Source organism: Photobacterium sp. Alg240-V54 (assembly GCF_900537155.1).
Classification (GTDB): domain Bacteria; phylum Pseudomonadota; class Gammaproteobacteria; order Enterobacterales; family Vibrionaceae; genus Photobacterium.
The window spans coordinates 1,203,702-1,219,180 of the sequence record NZ_UNRL01000001.1; the positions used below are offsets into that span (position 1 = coordinate 1,203,702).

A 15,479-nucleotide genomic window follows, 5' to 3' on the forward strand; every position below is an offset into this window, starting at 1 on the left:
GGCAAATAGCGGGTTATATTTGCCTTTATAAATGCTTACTTATTAATAAAAGCAATTGCTTCTACTTCAACAAGAGCATCTTTAGGTAACCGAGCAGCTTCGATACATGAGCGAGCTGGCGCCATTTCAGTGCCAAAAAACTCAGTATAGACTTCATTGAATGCAGCAAAATTTTCCATATCAGAAAGGAAGCATGTTGTTTTTAATACGCTATCCATTGATGCGCCTGATTGTTCTAAAATCGCTTTTAAATTCGTTAGAGATTGGCGAGCTTGTGCTTTAATGCCACCTTCTGCAAATGTCATTGTCGCAGGATCAAGAGGTAATTGACCTGAAGTAAACACAATGTTTTGAAATGCTAATGCTTGAGAATATGGACCAATTGCTGCTGGCGCTGAATCTGTGTGTATTTGAGTTTTCATTATTTATCTCTTTTATGATTTAAACTCACGCAAATATTTATAAATCGCGTGTCGAGTTATACCTAATCGTTCTGAAACTATTGCTGTTGCTTCTTTTAATTCAAAGATGCCATTTTCAAACAATATTTTCGTTATCGTTTTATTCTTTGTTTTTAGATTTATAGAGGTATCGTTTTCAACATCAATAATGGCGTGTTCTAAAGCATGATCAATAACATCATTAGCACTAGCACTGAAATTTTCACTCACAGTAATATTGGGGTGATTCATATCAGGCATGAGTGTTTTTATTATTTCAGGGAAAGGAAAAGATAGGTTCATATTGATACAAAACATACCAATAGGTTTTTCATTTTCTCCCATCAACATGCATGTTGTTGATTTAAGTAAAGCGCCATCTTTACTTTGAGTAAAATAACTTTTTGGCGTTACTTCACCTGTTGTTTCAAATGCGCTGAGCATTCTCAATCCCAAATCTGTTAATGGTGATCCCAACTTTCTTCCTGTGTGATGACCGTTCACAATTTTAACGACTGATTTTTCAATATGTTCAAATGAATGAATAACAACCTCGCTATGGGGTCCAATAAAATCAGCAATCGTATCTGCGAGTCGAAAATAAGAACATAAAATTTCTTTGTCTCTTTCACTGAATATTGTTGTTTGTGAATTTGCTGTTTTTTTATTCATCATTGCGCACTATGGTTAACTTAAGTTGACTTAAGTTTGATGTAAAGAAGAGTCAATATCAATTCTAAAATCTAAATTCGTGAACTATAAGAAGCTATTTTTAAGCTGTAAGCAATAAAATAATCCATAAAAGTTTACAAAAGTTGACTTTTATCACCATTTTAATTCAAAAGTTAAATGTAAAGGTCACAAAAGTTAACTATGCTGGTTTGGTCACATTATTTTGCGTTTAAATGCGTAAACTCCTCACCAACGTCAACAATCGTTAACTTTGTTGCAGCTTGATGGACGAGTTGTAATTAAAAAGACTGAATGTAATAGGGAATAAAATAATGAACGACTATTTAATGCGTGGTTTTGAAGTCGCTGAGTTTGAACAACGTACAATGAAAGCGCAGCAGATGATGCGTGAGTTGAAATTAGATGCAATGCTATTAACCACAGAGCCAAATGTTCGTTATTTTACAGGTTTTCATACTCAATTTTGGCATAGCCCAACTCGTCCTTGGTTCTTAATTATTCCTGCTGAAGGTAAGCCTACTGCTATCATTCCAGAGATAGGTGCAAGTGGTATGGCGGGGACTTGGATTGATAATATTATTACTTGGCCATCGCCTCGTCCAGAAGATGATGGAATTAGCCTTGTTGCCAGCTTTTTAAATTCATTACCTTGTCGTTTTGGTCGTGTTGGTGCGACATTAGGTATTGAATCTCATCTACGTATGCCTGTTAATAATTACCTTAAGTTAACGACATTAGTGAAAAAAACATTTGTTGATGCATCATTGCCAATGCATGAAATTCGTCAGGTCAAATCTGCAGCTGAAATTGCAAAGGTAAAAGAAATTTGTCGTATTACGAATGTTGGTTTTGCCAAGGTTCCTGAATATGCTAAATCAGGAATGACAGAACGTGAAATTTGTAAACGTTTCCGTATTGATATGTTGATGGAAGGTGCTGATGAATGCCCATATATTATTGCTGGCTCAGGCCCTGATGGCTATGACAGCATTATTATGGGACCAACTGATCGTGTTATTGAAGATGGTGATGTGCTGATTATTGATACTGGTGCAGTACGCGATGGTTATTTCTCTGACTTTGATCGTAACTGGGCTTTTGGCTCTGCAAGTGAGCAAACTAAAGCAGCTTATCGTGCTGTATATGATGCAACAACCAAAGGATTTGAAGCGGCTAAACCAGGCGCGACAACATCAGATATTTATAATGCAATGTGGTCAGTACTAGAAGCCAATGGTGCATTAGGTAATGACGTTGGTCGTTTAGGCCATGGTTTAGGAATGGAATTAACTGAACGTCCATCAAATACGGCAACAGACAATACATTATTAAAACCTGGAATGGTAATGACTTTAGAACCGGGGATGGTTTACGCCCCTGGTAAATCAATGGTTCATGAAGAAAATATTGTCATTACTGAAAATGGTGCGGAATGGCTTTCTGAACGTGCTGAACCTGAACTAATTATAATTAAATAAAATATAACAATAATAAGGGCTAATTATTGTTAGCCCTAAAAATATTGACAAGAAGAGACCCTACGAATGAACACAATTAATGAATTTAAACAGTTTGAAAAAAAATTAGATTATATTGCAGCACCTCGAATTAATCGTACTCATATTGGCTTAGTACAATTAAGTACAGATCACTCTTTAGAGATGGATTGGGCTAAATTAGTTGGAACGCAAGCTGCGGTATTTAGTACTCGTGTTTTTTATAATAGTGAAATGACACCTGAAGCTCTGGATAATATTGCCAATGGTATTAGTGAAGGTTCAGATCTTATTGCGAATGGTTTATCAATGGATGTAATGGCTTTTGGTTGTACTTCTGCATCTATTATTATTGGTGAAGAACGAGTTGGACAATTACTAACGCAAAACAGAAATAATATTCCAGCGACGAACCCATGGACAGCTGCTAAAGCTGCATTTAATCACTTAAAAGCAAAAAAGATCGCGGTTTTTTCTCCTTATCCAACTGAAGTTAATTACCCATTATATCAACAACTTAAAAATGAAGGTTTTGATGTTGTTGTATTAGGTTCATTAGGCATTGAACGTGATACAGATATTACGACAGTATCAAAAGAGTCAATGCTAACAGCTCTAGAACAAATATTACCAGAATCAGGCGCTGACCTTGTTTTTATGTCTTGCACGAATTTACGTGTACTCGACCATATTCAGGAGATAGAAGATCGCTTTCAGATCCCTGTTATTTGCAGTAATTCAGCTATGTTTTGGCATGCGATGGATCTGGTTGGAAAAACGGCTTGCTGTCCTGGATATGGACGTTTATTAAATAGCGATAATTCTCATTTAAAATAACTTAATAATATTCTCTACCGTACCAAGATCTAAAGTTACAGGTTACCGATCGTCCTTATTTAATCAATGGAATAAAGCTGAAGTATTCGGCCTATAGGGACGTTCGTCTTAAATTTAATGGATAATAAAGGATTTAAATTATGAACCGTACGACAATGGGTTGGACTGCTGCAATATTTATTGGGCTTTTATGGGGAATCCCATGGATTGTGGGAACGCCTATCCTTGAGGTGATGGATGCACAAGTACTTGTTTGGGCTCGTTATACTATTGCATTTATGACATTAGCCTTAATTTTAAAAATTGGTACAGCAACGGGAAAATTAACGAAGAAAAAAGAATTTAAATTAAATTGGGAAAATCGTCACGACATTATATGGTCAGCAGCGTGTGGTATTATTGGACAAGGCGCTTTTAGTTTCTTTTCATTTTTATCTCTTGATTATATTACCGCATCAGAAAATGGTGTGATTCAAGGTTTAATTCCTATTCTTATACTAACGGTTGGTTTCTTTCGTCATAATGCAAGATTTACTTCATTACAAATGGTTGCCGCGTTAGGTGCTTTTGTTGGTGTTGCTATTTTGGTTATGGATCCAAAATCAGAAACCAATGGCTTCAATATTGGTCACTTAATCTGTTTTGCAAGTGCGGCAAGTTTTGCCACAATGGCTTATGCTCGTGCTGAATTAGCTGAGAAATATGGTTCTGTTGCAACAATGTTCCATCAATTTGTATTCGCATCGATTGGTTTCGGGTTATATCTTCTTGTAACAAATGCAGATTTAAGTTCAGCCTTAGGTATTTTTAGCTCACCATTACGAATCCTTTGTATTACGATTCTTGGTGTTGGTATCTCAGGTATCAGTTATTTAATTTATATTTATGCTATGGAGCGTGTAGGTGTTGATGGTACAGGAATGGCACTAAACTTAATGCCTCTATCATCTTTTGTCCTGGCTGTTTTTGCTCTTGGTGAATCTGTAACTCCTATGCGTTTACTTGCAATTGCTGTTGTGATTATTTCAATGATGATGTTTATGAAGTTTGGTAATAAGAAACAGCAAGAAACAACAGAACAAAAAGTGAATAAATTAAAACCTCAAAAAGCATAATTAAATATTAACGCGCAGTCGATAAACGATAACGACTGCGCTGTGTTACTAAAGGAATACAGTAATGACCATTAATACTAAAGTTATAGAGTGGCGCCATCATATTCATCAGCACCCAGAGTTCGGCTTTGAGGAAGAAATGACATCTGCAATGGTTGCTGAAAAGTTAGAAGAGTTTGGCTTAGAAGTACACCGTAATATTGGAAAAACAGGTGTTGTTGGTATTTTAAAATGTGGTGATAGTGAACGTTCTATTGGACTTCGTGCTGATATGGATGCATTACATATTTGTGAAAAAAATACTTTTGCTCATTGTTCTGTTCATGATGGTGTTATGCATGCTTGTGGTCATGATGGTCATACTGCAATGTTATTAGGTGCTGCGCATGAATTAGCAAAAACACGTAACTTTGATGGTACTGTGTATTTTATTTTCCAACCAGGTGAAGAGCATGGCGTTGGAGCTAAGGCCATGATTGCTGATGGTTTATTTACACGTTGGAATATTGATGCTATCTATGCCATGCATAATTTACCGGGGATCCCCGCAGGACACTTTGTTACTCGTCCGCATTCATTAATGGCAAGTGAGAGTAGTTTTGAAATAGAAGTTATTGCGACTGGTGGGCATGCTGCAATGCCACATATGGGGACTGATCCTATTGTTGTGGGTTCCCAAATTGTACTAGCATTACAAACAATTGTTTCCCGTCACCTTAGCGCTATTGATGAAACAGCTGTTATCTCTGTAACAGAATTTGCTACAAATGGAACCGTTAATGTCATTCCATCACGAGTAACCATTAAAGGAGATACTCGTAGTTTTACAGATTCTGCTCTGCATAAAATAGAAACTGCAATTGAACGTATTGTTGCTGGTCAATGCATGTCTGCAGGAGTTGACTACCAATTTAAATTTAACAATAGTTTTTTATCTACAATTAATACACCACAAGAAACGATTCATGCTGTTAATGCTGCCATTGCTGTGGCAGGTGTTGATAAAGTGAATGGTAGTTGTCAGCCTTTTACTATTAGTGAAGATTTTTCTTTTATGCTTAGAGAAGCTAAAGGTTGTTATATTTTAGTTGGTAATGGTGTAGGTGAATGTGGTGGTACAGCTTTACATAATCCATATTACGACTTTAATGATAATATTCTTATGGATGGTGTGAATTTTTGGCAGACGCTTGTTGAGCAACAATTAGCGATCTAGAAATAATTTTTACTAATATGTAAATATACTTAATATTAACGGCTCTTTATTTGAGCCGTTTTATTTTTCGTTTAGTAAAACACCAATGTTTATACCTCTTGGGGATTGTTTTTTTTGTCTAATCTTTGTTTATTTAATGAAATTCCTTATTGATATATTTGTTTTAGCATTAATTCAAACCATCACGCAAACGATTGCCTTTGGTTTTTTTTCAGGTAAAATCCCGCCATCTTATATTCTGCTTGGTTAATAACAACGTTTACATATACGCAATTCATTGAGCAATAAGTGTTTATTGTTCTGATATGTTATTTATTGATATGAGTGTTTTTTATTCAATATCAATTGAAATCAGCCGCAGTCTTACACAATAACTGCCTTCGTTAGTTTATTAATTGGTATACCGACACATGATTAATATCGATGAAAAAATATCACTTCCTCGCTCGCTTTCTTTGGGGGCGCAGCATGTTTTAGCGATGGATCTCTATATTGTTCCAATTATTTTAGCGGGTTTATTATCACTGACGGTGTCTGATACATCGGCACTTATTCAAATGACATTTGTCGTTGCAGGATTGGCGACCATTATTCAGTCGCGGTGTTTATTAAAACTACCCGTGATGCAAGGGCCGTCTTATATTCCTATTGGAGCCATTGCTGCTATTGGTCAAACCATGGGAATGGGAGCGGTGTATGGCGCATTAATACCAGTCGCACTATTCGTTGCGTTGCTGGGTAAGCCATTAAATTTATTTAGTAAAGCAGTTCGAAAATTAGTGCCACCGATTGTAGGCGGTACCGTGATCATTGTGGTAGGAATTTCATTATTACCAATCGCGTTTAATGGTATTTACAGTGGCGAGCGACCAACTGAAAACATTGTGATTGCGTTGGTGAGTATGGTGTCACTATCAAGCTTTATTTTATTAGGTTGTTTGTTTAAGTCATTGCATTGGTTACGACTAACCTCAGTGTTAAGCGCGATTGTATTAGGTACGTTGACAGCTTCTTTTTATGGCATGACGGATTTCTCATCAGTAGCAACAGCGGCGTGGTTTAAATTGCCGAGTTTATTGCCTTTTGGTGAGTTAACATTTGATCCCATTGCCATTTTGACGATGTTGTTCATCTCAATGATTGTGTTAGTTGAAACTACTGGCACATGGTGTGCTGTGAGTGCGGTGACTGGCGTTGAGCTAAAAGATGAGCGTTTAAATCGTGGTGCAAGCGGTGAAGCGGTAGGACATTTCTTTTGTGCAGCATTAGGCGGTAGTCCTGTTACTGGTTATTCAACCAATGCTGGCATTATTGCCGTCACGGGTGTTGCTTCACGGCGTGCGATTATTGCCGGTGGCTTTATTCTGTTATTACTGGGATTAATGCCTAAATTAACCAGTATTATTGCTTCGATTCCCCATGCTGTTATTTCGGGTATTTTCACCGTTATTTGTGTTGTTATTGCGATGAATGGTTTTCGTGTCATTCAACATATCAACCTTAATGAACGTAATATGTTAGTGGTCGGTTTACCGATTATGTTGTCACTTGGTGCGGTGTTAATGCCACGTGAATTAGTTTATGCCTTACCTGAATTAATCGGTTATTTAGTTAACTCAGGCATTGCGATTGGTGCCTTAGCTGCGGTGATCTTGAATTTCATTTTACCTAATGAAGATCAACCTGTTGCAGCTGAAACTGTTACCCAAATAGATAGTCAAACAAATACAGAGAATAACGCATGATTGATATAACAATGATTAAATTTGCTGTCCTTGCTGATTGCTTTCACTGCCCAGTAAAAGGTGAGTTTGAATTCAATATTGATTGGTTATTATTGATTGATCATCAAGGGGATATTGCAGCAACTTACCCGCCACAGCATCCTGAATATGCTGACTTATTAGCGATTTTTAAGCGTAATAATTGTCTGCAAGTGATCCCTAAAGGCGAATATCTATTACCAGGCTTGGTGGATTTACATTGCCATGCACCGCAATGGCCACAGGCAGGAAAAGGGCTTGATTTACCTTTGTATGATTGGCTCCAAAATTACACTTTTCCACTTGAAAACCGTTATTCAGATAATGATTTTGCAGCAAATGTCTATCAAGATGTCACTAAAACATTATTAGCTAATGGTACTACTAGTGCGGTGTATTTCGCCTCTATTCACCGCCAATCAACGGAGTTACTTGCACAAACATGTTTGAATGTCGGTCAACGTGCTTTTGTTGGTAAAGTGAATATGGACAATAGTGACCAATGTCCGGCTTATTACTGTGAACCAAGTGTGACAGCGGCAATTGATGACACTGAATTGTTTGTCAATAATGTGTTTGAGCTGGCAGGAAATCAATCACGATTAGTACATCCGGTGATCACGCCGCGTTTTGTGCCAAGTTGCACCAGTGAGTTATTACAGCAATTAGGCGGTTTAGTGCAGCGCTATGATCTTCATATGCAAACCCATTGTTCTGAAAGTGATTGGGCACGTGACTACAGCATTCAACATTACGGTGTTAGTGACGTGACGATTTATGCTGATATGGGACTACTGAATAATAAATCGATTCTTGCTCACTCTATTTTTCTTAATCAAGCAGATATTGAAAAAATTAACCAGTTTAAAGCGGGTATTGGTCACTGCCCATTATCAAATATGTACTTTGCTAACGCTGCGATGCCAGCACGTGAATTATTGGATCACGGCGTACAAATCGGTTTAGGTAGTGATATTGCGGGAGCGCCATCACCGTCTATTTTCCGCGCCTGTTTTGATGCCGTCAGTCATTCCCGTGTTCGTGAAGAAGGGGTGGATATTTACTTACCTGCGTCTAAGCGTGGTACTGCTAATGCACGTATTAGTTTTGTAGAAGCGTTTTGGATGGCAACGGTCGGCGGTGGGCAAGTGTTTAATGCTAAAGTAGGCTTATTTGAACAAGGGTATCATTTTGATGCGATAGTAATTAAAGCTAATTCTGCTATCGGAAATTTACGTATTTGGCCTCAATTTGATAGTGCAAAAGATATTTTAGAGAAAATCATTACGCTTGCTCAACCTGAAAACGTGGCCAAAGTATGGGTACAAGGTAAGGCTGTTATTTAATCATCGCTGTCTATAGTGTGATATTGAAAAAACCGTTACGGTAATAAAAGTAACGGTTTTTTTTATAATAAGTATAATTAAAACTGTGATATTGAGTCCAAAATAACGGTTTAAAGAATATGCGGTATATCACAGCGTATAATTGCTGTTACAAAAAGCCAGTGAATGCGTAATTAATCCTATATCTCCTACAATTAACTTTATTGATAATCCTGCCACAAACTTTTCACTGTAGTTCTAAATATAACAATCTACAGTCAACGTGATGAGCTAGGGAATGGATATGTCGACAATGAAAATATTGCCTTTGGCACTAATGGTCGCAGCAGCACTGACAGGGTGTAATGACGAAACCATCTATAACAATACCACGGTTGTGCCCGATAAAACGGCACCTGAGATAGTGCTAACGGGCAATACTAAATTTGTCGATCCATTTATTGGTACTGGCTTTAATGGTCATACCTTTCCTGGTGCAGTGGTGCCTGAAGGCATGATTCAGTTGTCGCCGGATACTGAGCTAATCGGCTGGCATTCTTCATCAGGTTATCATTACGATAAAGATACTTTATTTGGTTTTTCGCATACCCATTTAAGTGGTACTGGTATGGGCGGCTTAGGTGATATTCTATTTTTACCGTTTACCGAAGATAATCAACACTACATTGAAGATAGCGATGATTATAGTAAAGCGATTGCGGTTAAAATGGATAAAACCTCCGAGCAGGCAGAAGTGGGCTATTACAGCGTTGAAATTGCCGGTAATAATATTAAAGCAGAATTAACCGCATCTGAGCGGGTTGGTTTTCATCGCTATACTTATCCTCAAGACGCTGATCAGAAATTAAAAATTGATTTAAATTCGATTTTAAACAGTGACTGGGGTTCGACCTCATTACGTAATCAATTAACGGTCAGTGAAGATGGTTATACCATCACAGGTGAAAGAGACGCGGCGCATTTTTCTGGTTGGGCGAAAAATCAGAAAATATTCTTCCATGCGACCTTTGATAAAAAAATCAAAAATGTGGTTATCCTCGCTAACGGTAAACCAGTAGCAGGCTTAACCGCCGAGCATGTTTCAGAATTACTGCGTGATGATGCGGGTAAGCCAGTTAAGCGCATTAAAGCTGACGTTACTGCCTATGTTGAGTTTGAAGGCGGTGATACTCAGGTTGTTAATGCTGCCGTCGCAATCTCTGCGGTAAGTGCTGATGGCGCTAAAGCTAATCATGATGCTGAAGGGCAGCAATCGTTTGATGAAGCACGGATGGCTGCGGTGAAGAAATGGCAACGAGCATTAAATTTTGATGTTAAAGGCGGCACACCAGAGCAAAAAGAAATCTTTTATACTGCGCTTTACCATACAAAAATAGCGCCGCAAGTACACCAAGACGTCACTGGTGAATTTAGAGGTATGGGGAAAGGTTCGATTCGTAATGGTGAAGGCAACTACTCGATTGCCTATGGTCAAGCGACACCTGAACAGCCTAATTTTTCAGTGTATTCACTGTGGGATACCTTTCGCGCGTTACATCCATTAAAAACCATCACCGAGCCAGAGCGTGCAGTACAGTATGCTAAGAATATGGTTCAAAAATGGCAGGAGAGCGGCTTATTACCGAAGTGGGAACACTTAGGGGATGAGACCGGCACCATGATTGGTTATCCAGCGGTGGCGGTGATTGCCGATGCGATCACCAAATTCCCCAATGAATTTACCTTACAAGAAAAACAACAAGCACTGCAAGCCGCGGTTGAATCGTCGACTTATGACAACCATGCAACATTAGCTCAAGAGTGGGATCTCGATGTTTTAAAACGTGTGTTACCCGATGCGGTGAAGTTTTCTCAACAGCACGGTTTTGTGCCTGTTGCTAATGAAAATGCTGAACATATTAAAGAATCAGTGTCTTATGGCTTAGAAAATGCGTTTTATGATTGGGCGATTGCGCAAATAGCTGCAGCGGCAGGTAATACAGAGCTAGAGCAACAATATCTAGTGCGCTCACAAGCATTTAAGCGTTACTTTGATAACAATTCAATTGAGTATGCAGAGCATGGGGTGTCTGGATTTATGCGGCCGTTAACCATTGACGGTGATTTTATTACTCCGTTTGATCCGTATAAAACCGCGCATGAGTCAGGTCCTTATGCTGAAGGTAATGCGTGGCAGTGGACATGGTTTGTGCCACACGATATCAAGGGACTGCAAGATCAAATGGGCGGGCAAGCAGCGTTTGCTAAAAACTTGGATGCTACCTTTACCGCGGGCAGTAAAGGTACTGAAACTGCTGATATGTCAGGCATGATTGGTCAGGTTGCGTTTGGTAATGAGCCTTCACACCATATTCCATACCTTTATAATTGGACTGCTGAACCTTGGAAAACCCAAGAAGTGGTCGATCATATTTTAGATGAAATGTACTTTGCAGCGCCTGCTGGCATTATTGGTAATGAAGATGTTGGTTCAATGTCGGCCTGGTATGTAATGTCGGCGATGGGTTTTTATCAAGTCAATGCCGCTGAGCCTGTTTATACCGTTGGTCGTCCACTATTTGATGAAGTGCGATTACCCGTAAAAGATGGTTTCTTTACTGTGAAAGCATTAAATAACGGCGATGATAATATGTACATAAAATCGGTTTCAATTAATGGTAAACCGTTAGATAACGGATTGTTCTTTAATCACGCTGAATTTAAAGTCGGTGGTGAACTAAAATTTGTGATGACAGCTGATAAATCACAAGCCATGCAAGTACCGATGATTAACTAGTTAACACATTAAATAAGTTAAGTAACAAGGGGGCTATCAGCCACCTTGTTGTTTTAATTATTATTTTTTTACTATTTAAACCATAACAGGCGTCGTATTATTTCTTTTAATAGTGGTCATCATGGTCATGCTTAAGGTAACAGATAACGTAATTTATGGTGGCATAAAACATTAAGCAATAACCCAATAATTCAGAGCTTTCTTCAGCAATATTTTTTACGATACGATGATAATCATTACCTAAAATCATCTGCCACATTTCACCCATGCCAAATAATCGAGAGTAGATTAACGCTATACCTAAGCCTAAACATAAAATAGGGAAGTAACTATTACTCATAAATTCGGCTAAAGCTGACAGGGTTTTTTTAGGTTGTTGACCCGCATATATTAATGCCATGATAGCAATAGCCGCAGCTGGATATAACCAAAAGCCATGAAAAACGAATTGATCAAAAAACAGATCTAACTCCCTTATCAGCATACAGGTAAAAAATCCCGCAATGAGAAAAGCACAGCGCTGGTAAATTATTTTCGTTAATCCTAAATAGAAAAATATCATTGTACAAATAAACAATAATAATTCTTGTGTATATTCGGTTAATGAATGCTCTGGAACGTTATCTTTTAAATAAAGAACATCATAATCAATAACAGCAATAGGTATAGTTAGTATTAGTGCTAGAATAATAAAATTAATAAGTTTTGAAATAATTATATTAATATCTGAACGCATATTTTTACCATTGTTATCAATAGGAAGTTATTTTTTGATTGTTTATTGTGACTTAGCATAAAGAAAAATACCCCCTCATTGCAATCTTGATTTTTTAGTATTTAATATGTATTTGCAGCGTGAATGGATGTTTATCTTTATATTTACACTAAATTATATGCCGAAAATTAATATGATACATGTTGGCTACTGTGGCTTGGTTTTTAGCTTAATATGATGATAAAATTAGTTTTTATTGGAAGTTGTATTGTATGGCTATAAAAAAACAATAAAGAGATTATTACCTGTCGGTAACGATGATTTTATAATAAGATTATAATTGATAATCTGGGGCTATTTATTTTTTGAGTTAAAATTAACTCGCAAAGTCTGTTTTTTTATAAAAATAGAAAATATGCGTTTTATTTTACTGTTAACAACAATGAATATTATATGTTTATTGTTGTTTTATTTATGCAAACAGTGTTCTATTGTATTTTAAAATAGTGCGTTTTAATTTATTTTTAGAGATTTAAAATCAACGGGTAATAATTATTTAATCTCGTGTGAGTTAAGCCGTTATTTTTTATAACGGCTTTTTTGTAGTTAATGTTTATTAGCTTTCACTTAATGGTGAGATTTCATTTGATTCTACTAATATTGCACTGGCCGCATGTTTAATGATTTGCCAGTGTTCAACGGCTATCGACATACCATGTTTCCAAGCATGTTGTTTTGCAGCTTGTAAATCGAAGGATGAAAGATGTTGGTAATCTTCTTTTATAAAAGGAAATGTTAATGTTTTTTTACTGATCTCTATCGATAGTGACTGTAAATCCAGTATGGACGATAACTCACTTGGCGTGGCTTTATGATTGGCAATATAGAGTTCAGGTAATAATTCACCCGCATTTAATATATAGATGACTTGTTTATAATCACTGCTATTAAGCCACTGTGCTTTAACGGAGAGCCCTTTACCTGCGAGTTTAATTAATTCACTAAAGGCGAGCCAGCGATGATGGCATTGAGTGATATTGAGCACGATAGACGATCGATTGGCTAAGTTATCTAAAGTGAAATCAAGTAAATTAGGTAAGTGGCATAAGATACTACAGCCTAATAAATTTGCTGTGAGTTGCTGGTCGATAACAGGTTCGACATAAACCGCTTCATCTTGTTCAAGGGCTAAAAAATGCAGCGCATTAACAAAGTGAGAAACACCGTTTAATCCCACCATTTCTAAATCAACCACCATATTCGCGATCATATCAGATTCACCACATTGACGGTGTAACCCTTCAAAGGCTTTAGTGCATTGGGTGATTAATTCATTATGAGAAACATTAATCATGGGAACTCCTTGATATCTGTAGCTGTGGTTGGCAAGAGTGGAAATAACCATTCATCAGGGTGTAACTCATCAGAAAGTGGCGCACCTTGAAAAAAGGTTACACGTAACCAGCGGTCAGAGCGTGGATCAAATTTTGTGGCGCCAAATATGGCTAATTTACATCGAAGCAAATGTATTGGCTGTGTGTGCTTATCAAGAATATTTATTTGAATATCCCCCATAGCACAGTGCCCAAGCGTCCATGTTCGACGTGCAATCGCGCGGTATTGTGGTTGCTTTAATAAAAAAGTCGCGAGGCTTTCTTGTGGTGATACACGTTGTAATTCTTGGTATAAAAAGAAAACTTGTCGAGCAATATCAAGTGCTAATTCTTTTTCTTCTCCTGCTTCTTGGCCTCTTACTCCTATACGAGGTTCTTCTTTATCTTTTGAGCGATACCAAAACCAGAAATTATTAAGTGGTTGGTAAAAATCAATATCTAACGCCCATTGATAGCGTTGTTGTAATAGTAAGATGAGATCGCCAACGCAGATACCAGTGCTTAACGATAAGGTTTCATCAGCATTGAAATTATTTTCCAGCATATCTATTTGTTCTGGGTATAGCTCAAGGATGCATGAGGTCAAAATTTCTTGTGTTTCTTGGCTCATGGTATGGTATTTAGCTAACAGATGTTGCCAATTGCCATCATCGGTCGTGGTAAATATGAGTTGATCCAAAATAGCTTGTAGTTCGGTGATTGCGACAGCATTTAATTGACGTTGCTCAACATCAATTGTTGTTGTCTGTTGTAAATGATCAATGGCACGTTGTATAAATGGGGCTAATTGTAAGCGGCTAGTGGGTGTTATTGGGTTTGCCATCGCAATTGCAATCGCGGTTTCACGAGTGGCCATCCATTGATCAATAATACGCGGGTGGCGAATTAAATAAGGTGCCATGCCGAGCCCTGTGGCGTTACCAATACCAAGATAACGTTGTAATGGACGTGCTAATGTTGCCGCGTTGCCATTTGCTTGTTGCTGGGCGAGAAAGTGGACCCAGTCGAGGCTAAATTGGCGCAGAATATATACCGCACACATCTGAGCACTAAAAGAGAGACTTAAATCAGGGTTATCTTCTAAGAGTTCAAAGTCAGCAATACCAAATTTACCATTACCATAAACGGCAGTGGTACGTAGAATGTAGCCCACATCAGCAAGTAATTGAGTATCTGGCTGTTGTCCTTGCGCTAATTTTTCTATGAGGTGATTGAAGATTCTGACACTTTTGTTGGCGCGCGCAAGCACTAATACCTGACTTGATAAGCGCCCTGCTTCTTGAAGGGGAACATTATTATGAAGCTGATCAAACAACACATCGTCGACATCACCGACAACCAAGGCAAATGTCACATCCCACTTTTCAGCGATAACACGATCATTGCGATCTTCATCATTAATCGCATTTGAAAATACCACTAAATGATAATGCTGGTTGGGGGTATCTAAGCGATATTGGGCAATGCCATATCCTTGCGAAGAAATATTCCACACTGTTGGCGTGATTTTCCATTGCTGATTGGCCATACGACGAATAAGGATCCGTACAAAGCTAAGGCGATTTTGGTGCATTGCGCCGAGCTTTTTAGGTTGCATGACAACAGCAGGGTTGCGTAGGGACATGTTGGTTGCGTTGCAACTGTGTGTTTTCATGTTGTTCACCCTTTTATTGTTATTTAGGCTTATT

12 protein-coding genes are annotated in these 15,479 nt (G+C 37.9%); 7 read left to right on the top strand and 5 right to left on the bottom strand.

Going from position 1 to position 15,479, the window contains the following annotated elements; translation table 11 throughout:
* Positions 1–35: 35 nt before the first annotated feature.
* Together G6R09_RS05165 and G6R09_RS05170 are read right to left on the bottom strand one after the other, a co-directional pair.
* Positions 36–422 carry a RidA family protein gene (locus G6R09_RS05165; RefSeq protein ID WP_163920914.1) on the bottom strand — a complete coding sequence of 129 codons (387 nt, stop codon included), beginning with the start codon at positions 420–422 and terminating at the stop codon, positions 36–38.
* Between the two features lie 12 nt (positions 423–434).
* The gene (locus tag G6R09_RS05170) at positions 435–1,112 is read right to left on the bottom strand and encodes a transcriptional regulator (RefSeq protein ID WP_163921094.1); all 678 of its coding nucleotides are present in this window, start codon (positions 1,110–1,112) and stop codon (positions 435–437) included.
* Positions 1,113–1,444: 332 nt separating this feature from the next.
* Between G6R09_RS05170 and G6R09_RS05175 the strand changes: the two genes are divergently transcribed.
* The 7 genes from G6R09_RS05175 to G6R09_RS05205 all read left to right on the top strand — a co-directional run bounded on the left by G6R09_RS05175 (position 1,445) and on the right by G6R09_RS05205 (position 11,682).
* Positions 1,445–2,611 (top strand): Xaa-Pro peptidase family protein, encoded by a 1,167-nt coding sequence (locus G6R09_RS05175; protein WP_163920917.1) that lies wholly within the window; start codon positions 1,445–1,447, stop codon positions 2,609–2,611.
* A 66-nt stretch (positions 2,612–2,677) separates the two neighbouring features.
* Positions 2,678–3,466 carry an aspartate/glutamate racemase family protein gene (locus G6R09_RS05180; protein ID WP_163920920.1) on the top strand — a complete coding sequence of 263 codons (789 nt, stop codon included), beginning with the start codon at positions 2,678–2,680 and terminating at the stop codon, positions 3,464–3,466.
* 140 nt (positions 3,467–3,606) lie between these two features.
* Positions 3,607–4,581, top strand: coding sequence for a DMT family transporter (locus tag G6R09_RS05185; protein ID WP_163920923.1), 975 nt, complete (start codon positions 3,607–3,609; stop codon positions 4,579–4,581).
* A 64-nt stretch (positions 4,582–4,645) separates the two neighbouring features.
* Positions 4,646–5,797 (top strand): M20 aminoacylase family protein, encoded by a 1,152-nt coding sequence (locus tag G6R09_RS05190; protein ID WP_163920926.1) that lies wholly within the window; start codon positions 4,646–4,648, stop codon positions 5,795–5,797.
* A 410-nt stretch (positions 5,798–6,207) separates the two neighbouring features.
* Positions 6,208–7,542, top strand: coding sequence for a solute carrier family 23 protein (locus G6R09_RS05195; RefSeq protein ID WP_163920929.1), 1,335 nt, complete (start codon positions 6,208–6,210; stop codon positions 7,540–7,542).
* On the top strand, positions 7,539–8,906 hold the full coding sequence (locus tag G6R09_RS05200) for an amidohydrolase family protein (RefSeq protein ID WP_163920932.1): 1,368 nt from the start codon (positions 7,539–7,541) through the stop codon (positions 8,904–8,906). Before G6R09_RS05195 ends, G6R09_RS05200 begins: the two co-directional genes overlap by 4 nt.
* Before the next feature lie 283 nt (positions 8,907–9,189).
* On the top strand, positions 9,190–11,682 hold the full coding sequence (locus G6R09_RS05205; protein ID WP_240345699.1) for a GH92 family glycosyl hydrolase: 2,493 nt from the start codon (positions 9,190–9,192) through the stop codon (positions 11,680–11,682).
* A gap of 106 nt (positions 11,683–11,788) precedes the next feature.
* Here G6R09_RS05205 and G6R09_RS05210 read toward each other — a convergent pair whose 3' ends face one another.
* The 3 genes from G6R09_RS05210 to G6R09_RS05220 all read right to left on the bottom strand — a co-directional run bounded on the left by G6R09_RS05210 (position 11,789) and on the right by G6R09_RS05220 (position 15,445).
* Positions 11,789–12,418 (bottom strand): hypothetical protein, encoded by a 630-nt coding sequence (locus G6R09_RS05210; RefSeq protein ID WP_065168681.1) that lies wholly within the window; start codon positions 12,416–12,418, stop codon positions 11,789–11,791.
* Between the two features lie 595 nt (positions 12,419–13,013).
* Positions 13,014–13,751 carry a DUF3726 domain-containing protein gene (locus G6R09_RS05215; RefSeq protein WP_107204584.1) on the bottom strand — a complete coding sequence of 246 codons (738 nt, stop codon included), beginning with the start codon at positions 13,749–13,751 and terminating at the stop codon, positions 13,014–13,016.
* Positions 13,748–15,445 (bottom strand): hypothetical protein, encoded by a 1,698-nt coding sequence (locus G6R09_RS05220; RefSeq protein WP_163920935.1) that lies wholly within the window; start codon positions 15,443–15,445, stop codon positions 13,748–13,750. Before G6R09_RS05220 ends, G6R09_RS05215 begins: the two co-directional genes overlap by 4 nt.
* Positions 15,446–15,479: the final 34 nt, after the last annotated feature.